General features: G+C 63.9%; 8 protein-coding genes. 3 read left to right on the top strand and 5 right to left on the bottom strand.

Annotation, left to right across the window (positions count from 1 at the left end):
- Nucleotides 1-10 precede the first annotated feature (10 nt).
- Nucleotides 11-499, top strand: a complete 489-nt coding sequence (locus tag H6844_18420; GenBank protein MCB9931384.1) for an ankyrin repeat domain-containing protein — start codon at nucleotides 11-13, stop codon at nucleotides 497-499.
- 97 nt (nucleotides 500-596) lie between these two features.
- On the top strand, nucleotides 597-1925 hold the full coding sequence (locus H6844_18425) for a Rieske 2Fe-2S domain-containing protein (GenBank protein MCB9931385.1): 1329 nt from the start codon (nucleotides 597-599) through the stop codon (nucleotides 1923-1925).
- Between the two features lie 181 nt (nucleotides 1926-2106).
- Here H6844_18425 and H6844_18430 read toward each other — a convergent pair whose 3' ends face one another.
- The 4 genes from H6844_18430 to H6844_18445 form a co-directional block, all read right to left on the bottom strand.
- Nucleotides 2107-3267: an iron-containing alcohol dehydrogenase gene (locus H6844_18430; GenBank protein ID MCB9931386.1), complete on the bottom strand. Its 1161-nt coding sequence runs from the start codon at nucleotides 3265-3267 to the stop codon at nucleotides 2107-2109.
- A 45-nt stretch (nucleotides 3268-3312) separates the two neighbouring features.
- Nucleotides 3313-4926: an AMP-binding protein gene (locus tag H6844_18435; GenBank protein ID MCB9931387.1), complete on the bottom strand. Its 1614-nt coding sequence runs from the start codon at nucleotides 4924-4926 to the stop codon at nucleotides 3313-3315.
- Nucleotides 4927-4989: 63 nt separating this feature from the next.
- Entirely contained in the window at nucleotides 4990-6855 is a 1866-nt protein-coding gene (locus H6844_18440; protein ID MCB9931388.1) for a TRAP transporter fused permease subunit, read from the bottom strand.
- Nucleotides 6856-7226: 371 nt separating this feature from the next.
- Entirely contained in the window at nucleotides 7227-10001 is a 2775-nt protein-coding gene (locus H6844_18445) for a hypothetical protein (GenBank protein MCB9931389.1), read from the bottom strand.
- Between the two features lie 506 nt (nucleotides 10002-10507).
- On the opposite strand from H6844_18445, the gene H6844_18450 reads away from it, so the two are divergent.
- Nucleotides 10508-11374 (top strand): hypothetical protein, encoded by an 867-nt coding sequence (locus H6844_18450; protein ID MCB9931390.1) that lies wholly within the window; start codon nucleotides 10508-10510, stop codon nucleotides 11372-11374.
- Between the two features lie 129 nt (nucleotides 11375-11503).
- Here H6844_18450 and H6844_18455 read toward each other — a convergent pair whose 3' ends face one another.
- Nucleotides 11504-14701: an efflux RND transporter permease subunit gene (locus tag H6844_18455; GenBank protein MCB9931391.1), complete on the bottom strand. Its 3198-nt coding sequence runs from the start codon at nucleotides 14699-14701 to the stop codon at nucleotides 11504-11506.
- Between the last annotated feature and the right edge of the window lie 4 nt (nucleotides 14702-14705).

A 14705-nucleotide genomic window follows, 5' to 3' on the forward strand; every position in this document is an offset into this window, starting at 1 on the left:
CCCGCCCGCCATGCCCTTTGGTCTCTCCCGCCGCTTCGGACTCGCCCTGGCAGTGCTGCTAACCGTGGCCGTCCCGGCGTGGCCGGTGCGGGCGGAGCCGTTGCACGACGCGGTGATCGCCGGCGATGCGGACATGGTCCGCATGCTGTTGCGCGCGGGGGCGCGGGCGGACACGGCGGATATCGCCGGCCTGACGCCGCTTCATTACGCCGCTGCGCTGGGCAAGGCGGATGCCATTCCCCTTCTGATCGGCGCCGGCGCGGACCCGAACGCCCGCGATGCCCGCGGGGTGACGCCGCTCCATCTTGCCGCCGCCAGCGGTCGGACCGGGTCGGTCAAGGCGCTGTTGCTCGGCGGTGCCGATCCGAATCTCGGATTCCCGGCCGACGGGCAGGCGGTCTCGGCCGCCCGGCAACGGATTTCGGCCGCCGTGGATGTCTATATCGATTTGTTTAACGGACGTGCCAGGGAACATCGACCGTCGCATCGCCCGCACTAACCGGCGGCGGATCCGGCGCAATCCCGACTCCAAACCCGTGTGTGAGGTGGGTATACTCGGGCCAATCGAAAAAACCCGCCCTGGAGGACCGCCGCCCATGCTCAGTCGCGAACAGAACGACATGCTGACCCAGACCGACCCCGGCACGCCGATGGGCGAGTATTTCCGGCGGTTCTGGTTGCCGGTGGCGCTGGTCGAGGAAGTGCGGGAGGCCGATGGCCCGCCGGTCCGCGTCAATATCATGGGCGAGGAACTGGTCGCCTTCCGCGACAGCGAGGGCGAACTGGGGTTGATCGACGCCCGCTGCCCGCACCGCGGCGCCCACATGTTCTTCGGGCGCAACGAGGAATGCGGCCTGCGCTGCGTTTATCACGGTTGGAAGTTCGACCGCCACGGCAAGGCCATGGACCTGCCGAACGTGCCGGCCGACAGCAACCTGCACAAGACCGTGCGCACCAAGGCCTATCCGGTGCGGGAATTCGGCGAGATCGTTTGGGCCTATCTGGGGCCGGCGGCCGGCAAGCTGCCCGGCGGGCAGTTGCCGGAATTGCCGCTCCTGGAATTTGCCATGCTGCCGCCGTCGCAGCGCTATGTGACCAAGCAGTTGTTCGAGTGCAACTGGGCGCAGATCATGGAAGGCGACCTGGATACGGCGCATTTCAGCTTCCTGCACATGCCGGCGCCGACGGTGGCCGAGACCACCCACGCGCACAGCCAGGCGGACGAGAAGCGGCTGCGCTGGATGCGCGACGATCCGATGCCGCAGTTCGACGTGCTGGAGCACGAATGCGGCTTCGTCGTCGCCGGCGCGCGCAAGGCCGACGACAAGAAATACTGGCGCATGACCCAGTTCCTGCTGCCGACCCACGGCACCGGCCCCTCGACCCTGCCGGGCGAGACCTATCACGGCTTTACGGTGGTGCCGATCTCGGACACGGCCTGCTGGGCTTATGCCTATGCCTGGAATCCGGACCGTCCGCTGACCAACGAGGAACGCACCAAGCTGGCCGCCGGCTGGGCGCTGGTGTGCGAGAAGGACGAGAATTACGTGCCGGTGCGCAATGTCCACAACGACTTCATGATCGACCGGGACGAGCAGAAGCACCGCACCTATACCGGCGTGAAGGGTCTGGCGGAGCAGGACTCGATGATCCAGCACAGCCAGGGACCGATCGTCGACCGCACCAGGGAGATCCTGACCGGCACGGATTCCGCCGTGGTGCGCTTCCGCACCAAGATGCTGCGCGGCGCGCGGGAATTGCTGGACGGGCAGGAGCCCGTGGCGCCGACCCTGCACCAGGCCTATCGCGCGCGGCCCGGAAGCTGGCTCACCGATGCGAACAAGACCGTGGAAGACGTGATGATGGAGCGCTTCCAGGACCCGCTCGGCCGTGTGCACGAGGATGGGCTCAAGGCGGCGGAGTAGGGCCGCTAGGGCCGCCGGGGCGGCTCTCGCACACCGCTTTCCCGGGCCTGACCCGGGACCCCGTGCCGGGAGGGATACGCGGCCGGGCTTTTTCTTCTCCCGCCTCTTCCGCGCAGGCGGGAGAAGAAGAAGCCGCGCACAGGGAAGGCCGGAGCGCGCCGGGAAGCGCGGCTCCGCGCCCTCACTCCGCGAGGCGCAGGACTTCGAGAATGTCGGCCTCGCCATGGACCCGGCGCGGGTTGGTGTGGGTCCAGCGGTCGTGCATGGTGTTCTGGGCGATCAGGTCGTATTGCTCCGGCGAGACGTCCACGGCCGACAGCGAGCGGGGCATGCCCAGGCCGGCGATGAAGTCGCCGACCACCTCCGACGCCGGCTCGCCCGGACGGCCCATGGCCTCGCTGACCAGCGCCTGGCGGGGCGCGGTCACGCCCTCGTTCCATTTCAGGGCGGCCGGCAGCATCACACACGAGGTGTAGCCGTGCGGCACGTCGCAGGTTCCGCCCAGGATATGGCCGATGGCGTGGCTGATGCCCTTGGGAATGTTACCGGTCATCGACATCCAGGCCCCCATCAGGCATTGCAGCCGGGCGTCGAGATTGCTGGCGTCCGCCTTCACCGCCGGCAGGCCGTTCGCCAGCAGCCGCAGGCCATGCAGCAAGGCGCCCTCGGCATAGGGGTTCAGGAAGGGCGAGCACAGTCCCTCGACGCAATGGTCGACGGCGCGGACGCCGGTGGAGAGCCAGAGCCATTCCGGCGTGTGAACCGTCGGCGCCGGGTCGAGGATCACCGAGACCGGGACCAGATCCGGGTGGGTATAGCCCTGCTTCACCTTGGTGCGCTGGTCGGTGCAGCCGCCCAGCGGGTTGAATTCGCCTCCCGATAGCGTGGTCGGCACGCTGATCTGGCGGACGTCCGGGCCGTCGAACTCCGGGGCGATGTTCTTGCCGTCGGTGGAGGTGCGCACGTGGTAGTCGTCCAGGCCCTCCACGGTGAACACTTTGTGCTTCAGGCAGATCTGCACGACCTTGGTCGCGTCGGTGACGCTGCCGCCGCCGAAGGTGACCAGCAGGTCGGCGCCGGCGGCCTCGGCCTGTTTCGCGCACTCGATCACGGCGTCGCGCGGCGAGTGTGCCGGGATGCCGACGAATGTGCCGGCGTGGCGGTTGCCGAGATCGAATTCCGCGCGAGCGATCTCCTCGGTGCGCTCATAGAGGGAGCGGGAGCCGACGATGAACACCCGCTTCGCGCCGCGGCTGGCGGATTCCTTGGCAATCGCCTCGGCGGCCGGAGTGCCGAACCAGACATTGTCCATGCGGGTGAAGCGATGCTGGCCTTGGATCATGACAGGGTTCCTCGGTTCCCGCCGGAGCGGCGGTTTGGACTGCGCCTATTCGGCGGCGGTTTCGTGGGCGCTGGCCTGGTGCGCTTCCGCCCACTCACGCAGCTTGACCCGCTGGATCTTGATGGTGTTCGGGCTGATCGCGAGCGGCCATTCCTCCACGGCGACAACCCGCACCGGGCATTTGTAATTGGCGAGATTGCGGCGGCAACGGGCGATCAGCGCCTGTTCGTCGAAGTCGGCGTCCGGTTTCAGTTCGACGAAGCCGAAGGCACGCACACCCCGCGCGGTGTTGATGGAGATCACCTGCGCCTTGGCGATGCCCGGCTCCTTTTCCAGCTCCGCTTCGATTTCCGCCGGGCTGACCAGAAAACCGGAGAGGCGCAGCATGTCGTTGATGCGGCTGAGATAAACCAGGCATCCGTCCTCGCGCATCTGGCCGAGATCGCCGGTGCGCAGCCAGCCATCCTCGGTCCAGGCCCTGGCGTTGGCCTCCGGATTGTCCGCATACTCCAGCATCAGGGTCGGGCCCGACACCTCGATCTCCCCCGGAACGCCGGGCGGGCAGAGGTCGCCGGTTTCCTGGTCGCGCACGCGGATGCCGCTCGCCGGGTTCACCGGAAAGCCGCCGCCGAACATCGCTTCGGCCAGCGGCACGTCGCGCGGGCGAAGCGCCATATAGGCCAGGCACTCGCTCATGCCGAAGGCGTTATTGGCATAGATGCCGGCGCGCTCGAACGCCTCCCGGTGCGATGGCAGCGGCGGGTTCACGCCGAAGGCGATGACGAGGCGCAGGGACGGGTAGGGGCGTTGTTCCGCCTCGCCTTCCAGCATACGCACCAGCACCTCGTCGGTGATGACGAGATGGGTGACCTTGTGGCGTTTGATCAACTCCCCTGCCTCGGCCGGATCGAACAGGGCCTGGATGACCTGGGGCGTTCGGGCCGCGGCGGAGAGGGTCAGGTTGACCAGGCCGACGGTGCCGCACAGCGGCGCGGTCTGGAAGAACACCGCGTCCGGCGCCTGCATCCGCCAGTGGGCCGAGACACGCTGCGCATGCTCTTCCAGCGAGGCATGGGCGTGCAGGACGAATTTCGGCGCCGACGTGGTGCCGGAGGTGGTGAAGATCTGGGCGGGCACGTCCGGGCCGCCATGGTCTTCGGCCATGGGGGCCGCGTCCGCCAGGGCGGAGAGGCGATGCACCGGACGCCCCAGCACGCTCGCCGGTACGTTCGGCGCGCCGTCGACATCATGGGCGATGACCATTTCCAGGCCGCGAAGGGCGGCCGGGTCGATGGCGGCCAGGATGGCCTCGAAGTCGATGTCCTTGAAGCCGGGCCAGAACACCAGCGCGCGGGCACCGGTGCGGCCGACAATGTCCTCCACCTCCTTGGCCCGGAAGCGGGTGTTGACGCCGACCACGGTCGCGCCCATCCGCCAGACGGCGAAGGTGAGGGCATAGTGCGCGGGCGTATTCGGCAGCCAGAGGGCGATGCGGTCGCCCTGGCCCAGGCCCAGGGCGGAGAGGCCGGTGGCGAAGCGCCGGCTCAGGTCGTCCAGCGCCGCGTAGGAGGTGGTGCGGCCCGCCTCGATCAGTGCCGGAACGGCGGGCGCGCTCTCCGCCGCGGCGGCCAACAAGCCCGCAAGGGTTCTGGTAGGCATGGACGTTTCCCGAACGAAAGGGTTCGGACCCAACCTACCAGCCCCCCACGGGCATTGCCAGGATCACGCGGCCTCGGCCTTGGCCCTGGGCTTCACGATCATCAGGCCATAGGCGTAGATGGCCGCGAGGATGGCCGCCCCGATCAGGTCGCTGTACGTGCCCGGATAGAGCAGGACCGCGCCGGCGACCAACAGCGGTGCCCGTACCAGCCAATCGATCCGACCGACCCAGTACAGCCAGCCTTCCAGGGCGGACGAAATCAGCCAGACCGCGATCACCGCCGTCGTCACGTCGTGGATGATGGCCAGGGTCTCGCCGTGCAGGATCAGCGTCGGGTTCAGCACGAACAGGAAGGGCAGGATGAACAGGATGATGCCCAGGCGCATCGCCATCACGCCGGTTTTCATCGGGTGCGAGCCGGCAATGGTCGAGGCCGCCACGGCCGCCACCGCCACCGGCGGCGTGATATAGCTCATCATGCCCCAGTAGAGGATGAACAGGTGGCCGGCCACCCGGTCGAGGCCCGCATCCACCACGGCCTGGCCCATGACCAGGGCGAGGAAGATGTAGCAGGCGCTGACGGTCATGCCCATGCCCAGGATGAAGCTGGTGATCGCGCCCAGCACCAGCAGCAGGATGACATTGTCGCCGGCGAATTGCAGCAACTCGCCCGAGAAGGCCGGGCCGACGCCGGTATAGCTGAGCGAGCCGACGATCATGCCGATGCCGACCAGGATGCCAACGATGTTGACGATGTTCTTGGTGGCGTCGAGGACCAGTTCGATCAGGTGACGGAAGCCGAAGCGGTGCTCGCCCTTCTTGAAGATCGCGCAGGTGACGATCAGCACGCCGGTCGCGAAATACGGGGCGAACGCCTCGATCCGCATGAAAATCAGCATGTAGACCAGCATGATCAGGCTGAAGAGATAGTACCAGCCGTCCTTGACGACGTCCCGCAGGCGCGGAATCTCCTCGGCCGGCTGGCCCTTCAGGCCGTTGCGGGCGGCATAGTTGTCGGCCTGCAACAGCAGCGCCAGATAGAACAGCACCGCCGGCACCAGGGCCGCAATGACCACTGTCGAGTACGAGACGTTCAGGAACTCCGCCATGATGAAGGCGACGGCGCCCATCACCGGCGGCATCAGCGCACCACCGGTCGAGGCGCAGGCCTCGACCGCGCCCGCATAGGTGGCGGGATAGCCGATGCGCTTCATGGTCGGGATGGTGATCTGGCCGGTGGTGACCACGTTGGAGATCACCGAGCCCGACAGCGAGCCAAAGAAGCCGGACGACAGAATGGCCACCTTGGCCGGGCCGCCACGGCTTTTGCCCAGCAAAGCCGTGGCAAAGGCCATGAAGAACTCGCCGCCGCCGGTCACGACCAGGGCCGAACCGAAGATCAGGAAGCCGATCAGCAGGTTGGTGACCACGCGCATGGGAAGGCCGATGATTGACTCGGTGCCGAGCGCGTGCTGGCGCACGAATTCCTCGACCGCGCTTTCCGGTCCCCAGAGGAAGCCCGGCATGTATTCGGCGAACAGAGGGTAGAGGAAGAAGAACAGGCAGACGCCGAACAGGATCCAGCCGCCGGCGCGCCGCACCGCCTCCAGCGCCAGGACGCAGATCACGCCGGCAATGATCGTCGCGTCGGGCGGGGCCAACAGGTCCCAGCCTTCCTGGATGATCCGCTCGCCATTGTAGGCCATGAAGCCCGCACAGAAGAGCGTCAGGGCGAAGAGTATCCAATCGATGATGGATATTCGTCCTGTTGTCTCGCCCTTGAAGCCATAGACGAGATAGACCATGCTCATGAAGATGCCGAGCATGACATAGAAGAACGAGGTGTCGATGATCAACAGCAGTCCGAAGAACTGCCAGTTGAACACTTGGTTCATTGCCAGGTAGATGCCGATCACGCCCATGATGATCGTGAGCGTGCGGACCCAGCCGTGCACCCGGTCGCGTTCACTTAACCCCGGCGGGGGGGCTGCGTCTGCCATGCGAATTTCCTCCCTCGAAGGCGAATAGCACCTTCGTGTCACAGTTGGCGCTCTTCTAGCATTCTGCCGGCAACTGTCAAAGGCTCCCTGCAACACGGTCGGAGTCCGGCAGCCGACGGCATTTGCCAAGAGCGGGACGCAGGCCGGCGGCGAGACGGGGACAGGGCTCGTGCCGAGGGACAAGCGCGTTTGCCCCACACGCAAACCCGGCGCGGAGGCTGTGCCGCGCCGGGTCGGTACCACGGTGACCGGCGGCCGCCGCGCAGAGGCGCGGATGGCAGCCGGTCATAGAGGGTCTATCAAGACAGATACCAGATCGACTGAGCCTCCACCGCGATATCGGTGTCGACAAACACGTCCGCCAGACCATAGCTGTAATGCGCGTAGGTTGCGTCCGCGTCGGTGTAGGTGTCGTTCATCTCCACCAACGGCACCATGTTCAGGGTGAGCGTGTCGCCGATATCGCCGGTGATCATCGTGATCGAGGCCGCGCTGAAATCGAGCTGCTCCAGCACATCCAGCGCCTGATTGTCGGCCGCACCGTTGGTCATGTCGACGTGGCTGGCTTGCTCCATCGCCAGCGCCGTAAACGTGCCCGTCGCGACATCGAAGGCACCGTCGCTGAACTTCAGGGTCTCGACATTGCTGACCTGGTCCATCCCGTCGGAGCCGAACAGATCCGTGACCTGGACCGCGGATGCCTGGTCCGTCGGCATGATGGCATAGGTTGCGAATGCCCCGCCGAACATCGCCGTATCGTGTCCGTTGCCGCCATCGAGCCAGTCGTCTCCGCTTGCACCGTACAGGACGTCGTTTCCGTCATTGCCATTGATGATGTCGAAGACGTCACTGCCCAGCATCAGGTTGTCGGCGGCATTGCCGTCCCCCTGGGATACCGGAGCCTTGGTATACCTGTCGGTGAGAATCAGAATTTCGGTGTTCTCGGCCATGGTGACCGAGACATCGCTGATAATCGTGTCGACACCGGCGTCGCCCTGTTCGATGACCGTGTCGTTTTCTCCGGTCAGATAGATGTCGTGACCGTTGCCGCCCGAGAGGATGTCCTGCTTGGTTTCGTTGAGATGCTGGGCGTGGCGGAAAATATTGTTTTCATCCGTGCCGACCAGCTCGTCCGCGCGCATCGTACCGCCGATCGCAGTCCATCTCGGCAAGGCGTCGGTCAATTCGGGTGGGGCGATCGTGGGGGTGATCAGGGGATCGCCCGTGGTGACGGTGTCGTAGCCGACAATGGCGCGCAGGCGGGCCACGTCCTCTGGGGTGATGGTGTCGGTGGCGAGATTGACCGCGTCCGGCCCGTAGAAGGCCGAGAGCGCCGCTTGGTAGAAACCGTCGTGGTACTGTCCGTCTTCGATCGAATAATACGAGTCGGCGAACTGGAGGATTTCAACGTTGTGAACCTGCTCGTTTCCGGCCTCGCCGCTGTCGGGGGCGTTGACGTAGTAGGTGCCCCAGCCATATTGCCCGATCTGATAGTCGGCGGCCACGGACGCGTAGATCGAGACATCGATCCCGTCTCCGCCCTGCAACTCGTCGTTGCCGCCACCGCCATAGAGGATGTCGTTGCCAGCGCCGCCGGACAGGCGGTCGGTGCCGCTGTTGCCGATCAGGACGTCGTCGCCGGCATTCCCACCCAGCATATCCCGATAGCTTCCGCTGATCAGAATGTCATTGCCGGTGCCGCCCAGCGCGAACATGAGGCCGACCCAGTCTCCGATAATCACGTCGTTGCCGTCGCCGCCGAACGCATAATCGGTGCCACCACTCTGCGCCCTGCCGGGTTCGATCCAGTCGTCGCCGGCGTCACCGAACAGAAAATCCGAGCCGAAGCCCCCGCGGATGGTGTCGTTGCCGTCGCCGCCGAAAATGGTGTCGCGGCCGTTCTGACCGGTAATCGTGTCGTCGCCGCCCATACCGTTATAGGGGGTGGTTTCCTCCAGGTAGCTGACTGGCAACTCGTAGGTGTCGTCGGCGCTGGTTCCCAACACGGCATCCTGGCCGAACCGGAAATCGGCGATGGGGAGTGTGCCGGTTGCGCCATCGACCAGTTCCGTATTGCCGGACAATTGGGCGAGGCCGAATATCAGGTGAGTATTGTTGAACCCGGAGATCGTATTGTTCTCGACAACAGCCAACGTATCCGTCCGGTTCATGATGATGTACGGCGCATTGTCGGCATTGTCGGTCGGATCGAGGTCCAACCGGTTGTTGACCAGCACATTATCGCGGATCACGACGGAATCGCCGGGCTCGTTACCGTAGCGAGCCGCCGTGTAGTTGATGATCCCCGGGCCGATGCCGGACTGTTCGCGGGTGATGGTGTTGTTCGCGATCAGAACATCGCCGCCGGCGGTGATGTCGATCAAAAGATTTCCGGGCTCCAGGCCAGTGCTATTGGTTCCGTCGGAGATGTTGGAGCCGGTGACTTCGGTGTAGTAGGCCGTGCTTTTGACGGCGTGCCCGCCGACCGTGTCGTGAATGGTGGAATTCTCGACGAAGAGGGCATTGGCGTGGACGTAGATGGCGTGCGATTTGCCGTTGATATAGCCGTTTTCCGAAAACTCCGACCCGATGATGCGAACGGTGCCCTCCCGGCCTTCGACCTGGGTTCCGAGCACGCCGTCGTCATTGCCCTCGAAGACGGAGTTGACGACGGTGACATCGCCGCTTTCGATCCGGACGCCGGCGCCATTGCGACTGGTCGAATGGAAGTTGCGGAAGGTGATATTCTCGATCGTGACCGACTGGGACGCATCGCCGGAAATAACGAACAGACCTTTCGAGACACTCGTCTGACCGGATACTGTGCCGTCGGCATTGCGTTCCAGACCGGTATCGAAGACCGCGCCGGCGCCATCGCCCTTGATGGTGATGCTCGCGGAGATCCTGATATCCACCGGTATCCGGCTGGTTGGCTCCCCAGTGACCGGATCCAGGTAATAGCCGCGGTCGGGGGTGTAGTTGCCCTCGGCGATGACGATCGTGTCGCCATCCACTGCGTTCAGGGCAGCACTGCGCAATTCGTCGTACGACGAAACTGTAATGATTTGACCCATGATACTCCTGCCAAGATTTTCTTGTTTGTTGGCTTTTAGCGATATGGCATGGGTCTTTGTAAAACGCAAAGGATTCAGATAAAGAATTTACTTAGATTACCCTAATACTTTCAAGATAATTTTCACAAACTTACACATATATTGGTATACATATTACGTTATTTTTATGTCAATCGAGGAGTATTTTTGGGACAAACGGAAAACGCACATCGCCAGGCATGTCAAACTTTCGGCCCGTTTGACGGCAACAAATGGCGAAAATGATGCAGTAATATTCACATGCGACAAATTGGGATAATTCAAAAGGCGGCAATAATATATTACAGATATGACGATTATATCCATAATACATTATGTTTATACTTTGATCTGAATCAATCTTTGGGTTGGCAAGATTGATCCCGGTGCCGTCGATGCCTCGCGTCCTGCCCGCATGGGCGGCGCTTTCCATCGCTCTGGGATTCACCGATAATCCCCACCCCCACGCACAAGGAGATACAGAGCCAATGAATCCCGACGTTCAAGCCGCCATGCCGGAACTGGAAAAATGGGTCGGACGTCAGCGCATCGTCGAGGACGAGATGGGACTGACATCGGTGCAACGCGCGGCCGCGACCATGAATGTCGATCCCGGCAGCTTCCGGAATGGGGATGCGGTGCCCCGGCAATGGTTCAACATGTTCTTTCCGGATATCTGCCGCCAGGACGATATCGGCCCGGACGGCCACCCGAACAAAGGCGTCTTCCTGCCGCCGATTCCGTTGCCGCGCCGCATGGGCGCCGGGCGCCGGGTCAGGATCATGGGCAATCTCGTGGTCGGGCAACCGGCGCGCAAGATTGCCGAGGTGGCGGCGATCATCCCGAAAAGTGGCCGGTCCGGCAATATCGTCATCCTGACCATGAAGCTGACCTTCGAGAGCGGCGGCAAGACCATCGCCGTCGACGAATTCGATGCCATTTATCGCGAGGCGGTGCCGCCAGGGCAAAAATCGTCCACGACGGCGTTCCGCGAGGCGCCCACCGAGAGCGATTGGCAGGAAACGCACCATTTCAGCGAAGCGCTGAACTTCCGCTATTCCGCGGTGACGTGGAACGCCCATCGCATTCACTATGACGCGGACTATACCCGCGACGTGGAGGGCTATCCGCACACGGTGCAGAATGGCGGCCTCACCATGCAGACGGTCACCGATGCGGCGTGCCGGCACAATGGCGGCGTGATCGACGGTCTCGACGCCCGCCTGACCAAGCCGATCAATGTCGGCGATACCGTGACCATTCTCGGCCGGCACGAGGGGACCAACGAGGCTTGCTGGATCGCCGACCGGCACGGGCATTTGTGTGCCGAGATGACGGTGTCCTTCGGCGGCTGAGCAAAGCCGCTCGGGCCGCATGCCGGTTCCGGATCGGCCTGCCGCCAACAAAAAACGCCAGCCCTTCGGGGCTGGCGTTTTCGGTTTGCAGGGCCGCTCACGGCCCGGCAAGACGGTGGGAGAGGGCGCCTAAGTGGCGGTCCCTCCCGCGCCGTGAGAAGGCTCGGTCCCGGAGCGCGGCCCCGGCTCCCCGTCCTGGTCGGCGTTCGGGAAGAGCTTGTGGCCGCCGAAGATTTTCCGCTCCCGAATCCATTCGAACACCGCATAGAGCATCGGGATCATGAAGATGCCGAACATCGCCGAGGCCAACATGCCGAACAACACCGGCATGCCCACGGCGAACATGCTGTCCGCACCGGGGCCTTGTGCGACCACCAACGGGATCAGGCCGGCGATGAAGGCGAAGCTGGTCATCATCACCGGGCGGAAGCGCTGGTGGGCGCCGGTGACCGCGGATTGCTGGATGCTTTGTCCTTCGGCCCGTCGCGCCAGCGAGAACTCGGTCATCAGGATCGAGTTCTTGGCGGCCAGGGCGATCAGCACGACGATGCCGATCTGGGCGTAGAGCACGAAGCTCATATCGGCCAACTGAACGCCGATCATCGCCCCCAGCACCGCGACCACGACCGATAGCAGCACCGGGATCGGCACGTTCCAGCTTTCGTACAGCGCCACCAGAAAGAGGAAGGCGAACACGATCGCAAACCCGATCACGATCGGCGTTTGCCCCGCCGACTCGACCTGCTCCAGGGCCTGGCCGGTCCATTCGTAGGCATAGCCGCGCGGAAGGTCCTTATTCGACAGGTCCTCCATCGCCGCGATGGCATCGCCGTCGCCATAGCCGGGGCCGGCACTGCCATTGATGGAGATCGCACGATAGTTGTTGTAGCGCACGATCGACCGGGCGCCGACCTCCAACGTGGCCCGCGCCACCGCCGACATGGGGACCATGGCGCCGGTGTTGCTCTTGACCTTGATGTCGTAGATCGAGTCGATGGTGTTGCGGAACTGCTTCTCGCCCAGCAGCCGCACGGTCCAGGTTCTGCCGAACAGGTTGAAGTCGTTGACGTAGAACCCGCCCAGCGTGGTTTGCAGCGCCTGGAACACATCGGACAGCTTCAGGCCCAGCACCTGCACCTTGTCCCGGTCGATATCCAGCCGGACCTGGGGGGTCGACGCGTCGAAGGTGGAGAACACCCGTTGCAGTTCCGGCCGTTGGTTCGCCTGAACGATGATGTTGCGCATGGTCGCCGCCATTTCGCTGGGCGATTGGCCGGTCAACCCTTCGAGGATGTACTCGAACCCGCCGGTCTGGCCGATGCCGGAGATGGCAGGTGGGTTCAGCGGCAGGAAATAGCCTTCCGTCAGGGGGGCGAGAGACCGGGTCAGGCGGTTCACCACGGCCGTGGCGTGCAGGTCCGGCGTGACCCGCTCCTCATAGGGCTTCAACCGGATGAACAGGATGCCGGAACTTGACGATGCGCCGCCGCCCAGGAAATCGAAGCCGGCCACCGAGACCACGGTCTGCACTGCCGGATCGGCGCTGACGATTTTCTGCGCCTTTGCTGCTGCGGCTTCCGTCCGGTTGAGCGACGCGCCGGGCGTCAGCCCGAACACCGCCATGATATAGCCCTGGTCTTCTTCCGGCAGGAAGCCGGACGGCGTCGTGGAGAACATATACAAGGTGCCGCCTGCCAGGGCAGCGACCAGCACGATGCTCATCACGGCGACGCGCACCAGGCGGGCCACGACCCAGCCATAGCCGTCGCCGACCCGATTGATGCCGTTGGTGACGACGCGCATGATGCGGCCAGGATGGCCAGGCCGCAGGATGAGGGTGCAGAGGGCAGGGGATAGCGTCAGCGCGTTGATGGCCGAAATCACCATCGCCGCAGAAATCGTGATGGCGAACTGGCGGAACAACACGCCGCTGGAGCCGGGCAGGAAGGCGATCGGCACGAACACCGACAGCAACACCAAGGTGATGGCGATCACCGGGCCGGTGATTTCGGCCATGGCCTTGTGGGTCGCTTCGGCGGGCGAAAGGTGCGGTTCTTCCTCCATCACCCGTTCGACATTCTCGACCACGATGATGGCGTCGTCGACGACGATGCCGATGGCCAGGACCAAGGCGAGGAGGGATATGGTGTTGGCCGAGTAGCCAAACGCCAGCAGCACCGCAAAGGTGCCGATCACGGCAACCGGCACCGCCAGCAGCGGAATCACGGTCGGGCGCAGGCGGCCGAGGAAGACAAACACGACGATGGCGACCAGGATGAACGCTTCCACCAGGGTGTGAACGACCTTGTCCATCATCGCCGAGACGAACTCGGCCGTGTTGTAGATATAGGCGTAGGTTACGCCTTCGGGGAAGCGGGGTTTCAGATCCTCCAGGCGCTGGGCCACCGCTTTGGCGACCGCAACCGCATTGGCGCCAGGCGACAGATAGATGCCGATGGCGGCGACGGGGCGGCCCTCGAACCGGGCCGTGGTATCGTAGTTGGCCGCGTCCAACTCGACGCGCCCGATGTCTTTGATCCGGACCAGCGCGCCGTTGCTGTCGCTGCGAAGCACGATGTTCTCGAATTCCTCGGCGGAGGTCAGGCGGCCCTTGGTGGTGACCGTCAACTGCAGCCGCTGGTCCTTGCTGAGCGGCGCCGCACCGATCCGGCCGGCCGCGGCCTGGAGGTTCTGAGACTTGATCGCGGCGATGATTTCCGCACTGGAGAGCTCATAATTGGCGAGCTTTTGCGGATCGAGCCAAATGCGCATGGAATAATCCTGCGCGCCAAAAATGGTAACATCGCCAACGCCGGGAACGCGCTTCAACTCGTCCAGGATCGAGATGGTGACGAAGTTGGAAAGAAACAGGTTATCGTGCTCGGGGTTGTTCGAATAGAACATGAACACCTGCAACAGGCTGGTCGAAACCTTTTTGATCGACAAACCTGTTGATCGAACTTCTTCCGGCAACTTGGTTTCAACCAGGCTGGCCCGGTTTTGCACGTTGACGGTGGCGATGTCCGGGTCCTGGCTCAGGTCGAAACTGACATTCAGGCGGTAGGAGCCGTCGCTTCCCGACGTCGACTTCATATACCGCATGCCCGAAACGCCGTTGATCGCGTTTTCGAGCTGCTGTGCCACGCTTTCTTCCACCGTTGGCGCATCGGCGCCGGAATAGGTGGCCGTCACCTGTACCGTTGGCGGGGCGATATCCGGGTATTGCGCGGTCGGCATGACGGCGATCGCGATGGCGCCGGCCAGGGTGATGACCAGCGACACGACCATCGCCATGCGCGGACGTTTGATAAAGGTATCCGAAATCATGGGG

It is taken from the genome of Alphaproteobacteria bacterium (genome assembly GCA_020638555.1).
Taxonomy (GTDB): Bacteria; Pseudomonadota; Alphaproteobacteria; order Bin95; family Bin95; genus JACKII01.

Bases quoted from the DNA above. Each gene is read 5' to 3' on its own strand.
- H6844_18420 (MCB9931384.1), top strand. From the start codon at position 11: ATGCCCTTTGGTCTCTCCCGCCGCTTCGGACTCGCCCTGGCAGTGCTG.
- H6844_18425 (MCB9931385.1), top strand. From the start codon at position 597: ATGCTCAGTCGCGAACAGAACGACATGCTGACCCAGACCGACCCCGGC.
- H6844_18430 (MCB9931386.1), bottom strand. From the start codon at position 3,267: ATGATCCAAGGCCAGCATCGCTTCACCCGCATGGACAATGTCTGGTTC.
- H6844_18435 (MCB9931387.1), bottom strand. From the start codon at position 4,926: ATGCCTACCAGAACCCTTGCGGGCTTGTTGGCCGCCGCGGCGGAGAGC.
- H6844_18445 (MCB9931389.1), bottom strand. From the start codon at position 10,001: ATGGGTCAAATCATTACAGTTTCGTCGTACGACGAATTGCGCAGTGCT.
- H6844_18450 (MCB9931390.1), top strand. From the start codon at position 10,508: ATGAATCCCGACGTTCAAGCCGCCATGCCGGAACTGGAAAAATGGGTC.
- H6844_18455 (MCB9931391.1), bottom strand. From the start codon at position 14,701: ATGATTTCGGATACCTTTATCAAACGTCCGCGCATGGCGATGGTCGTG.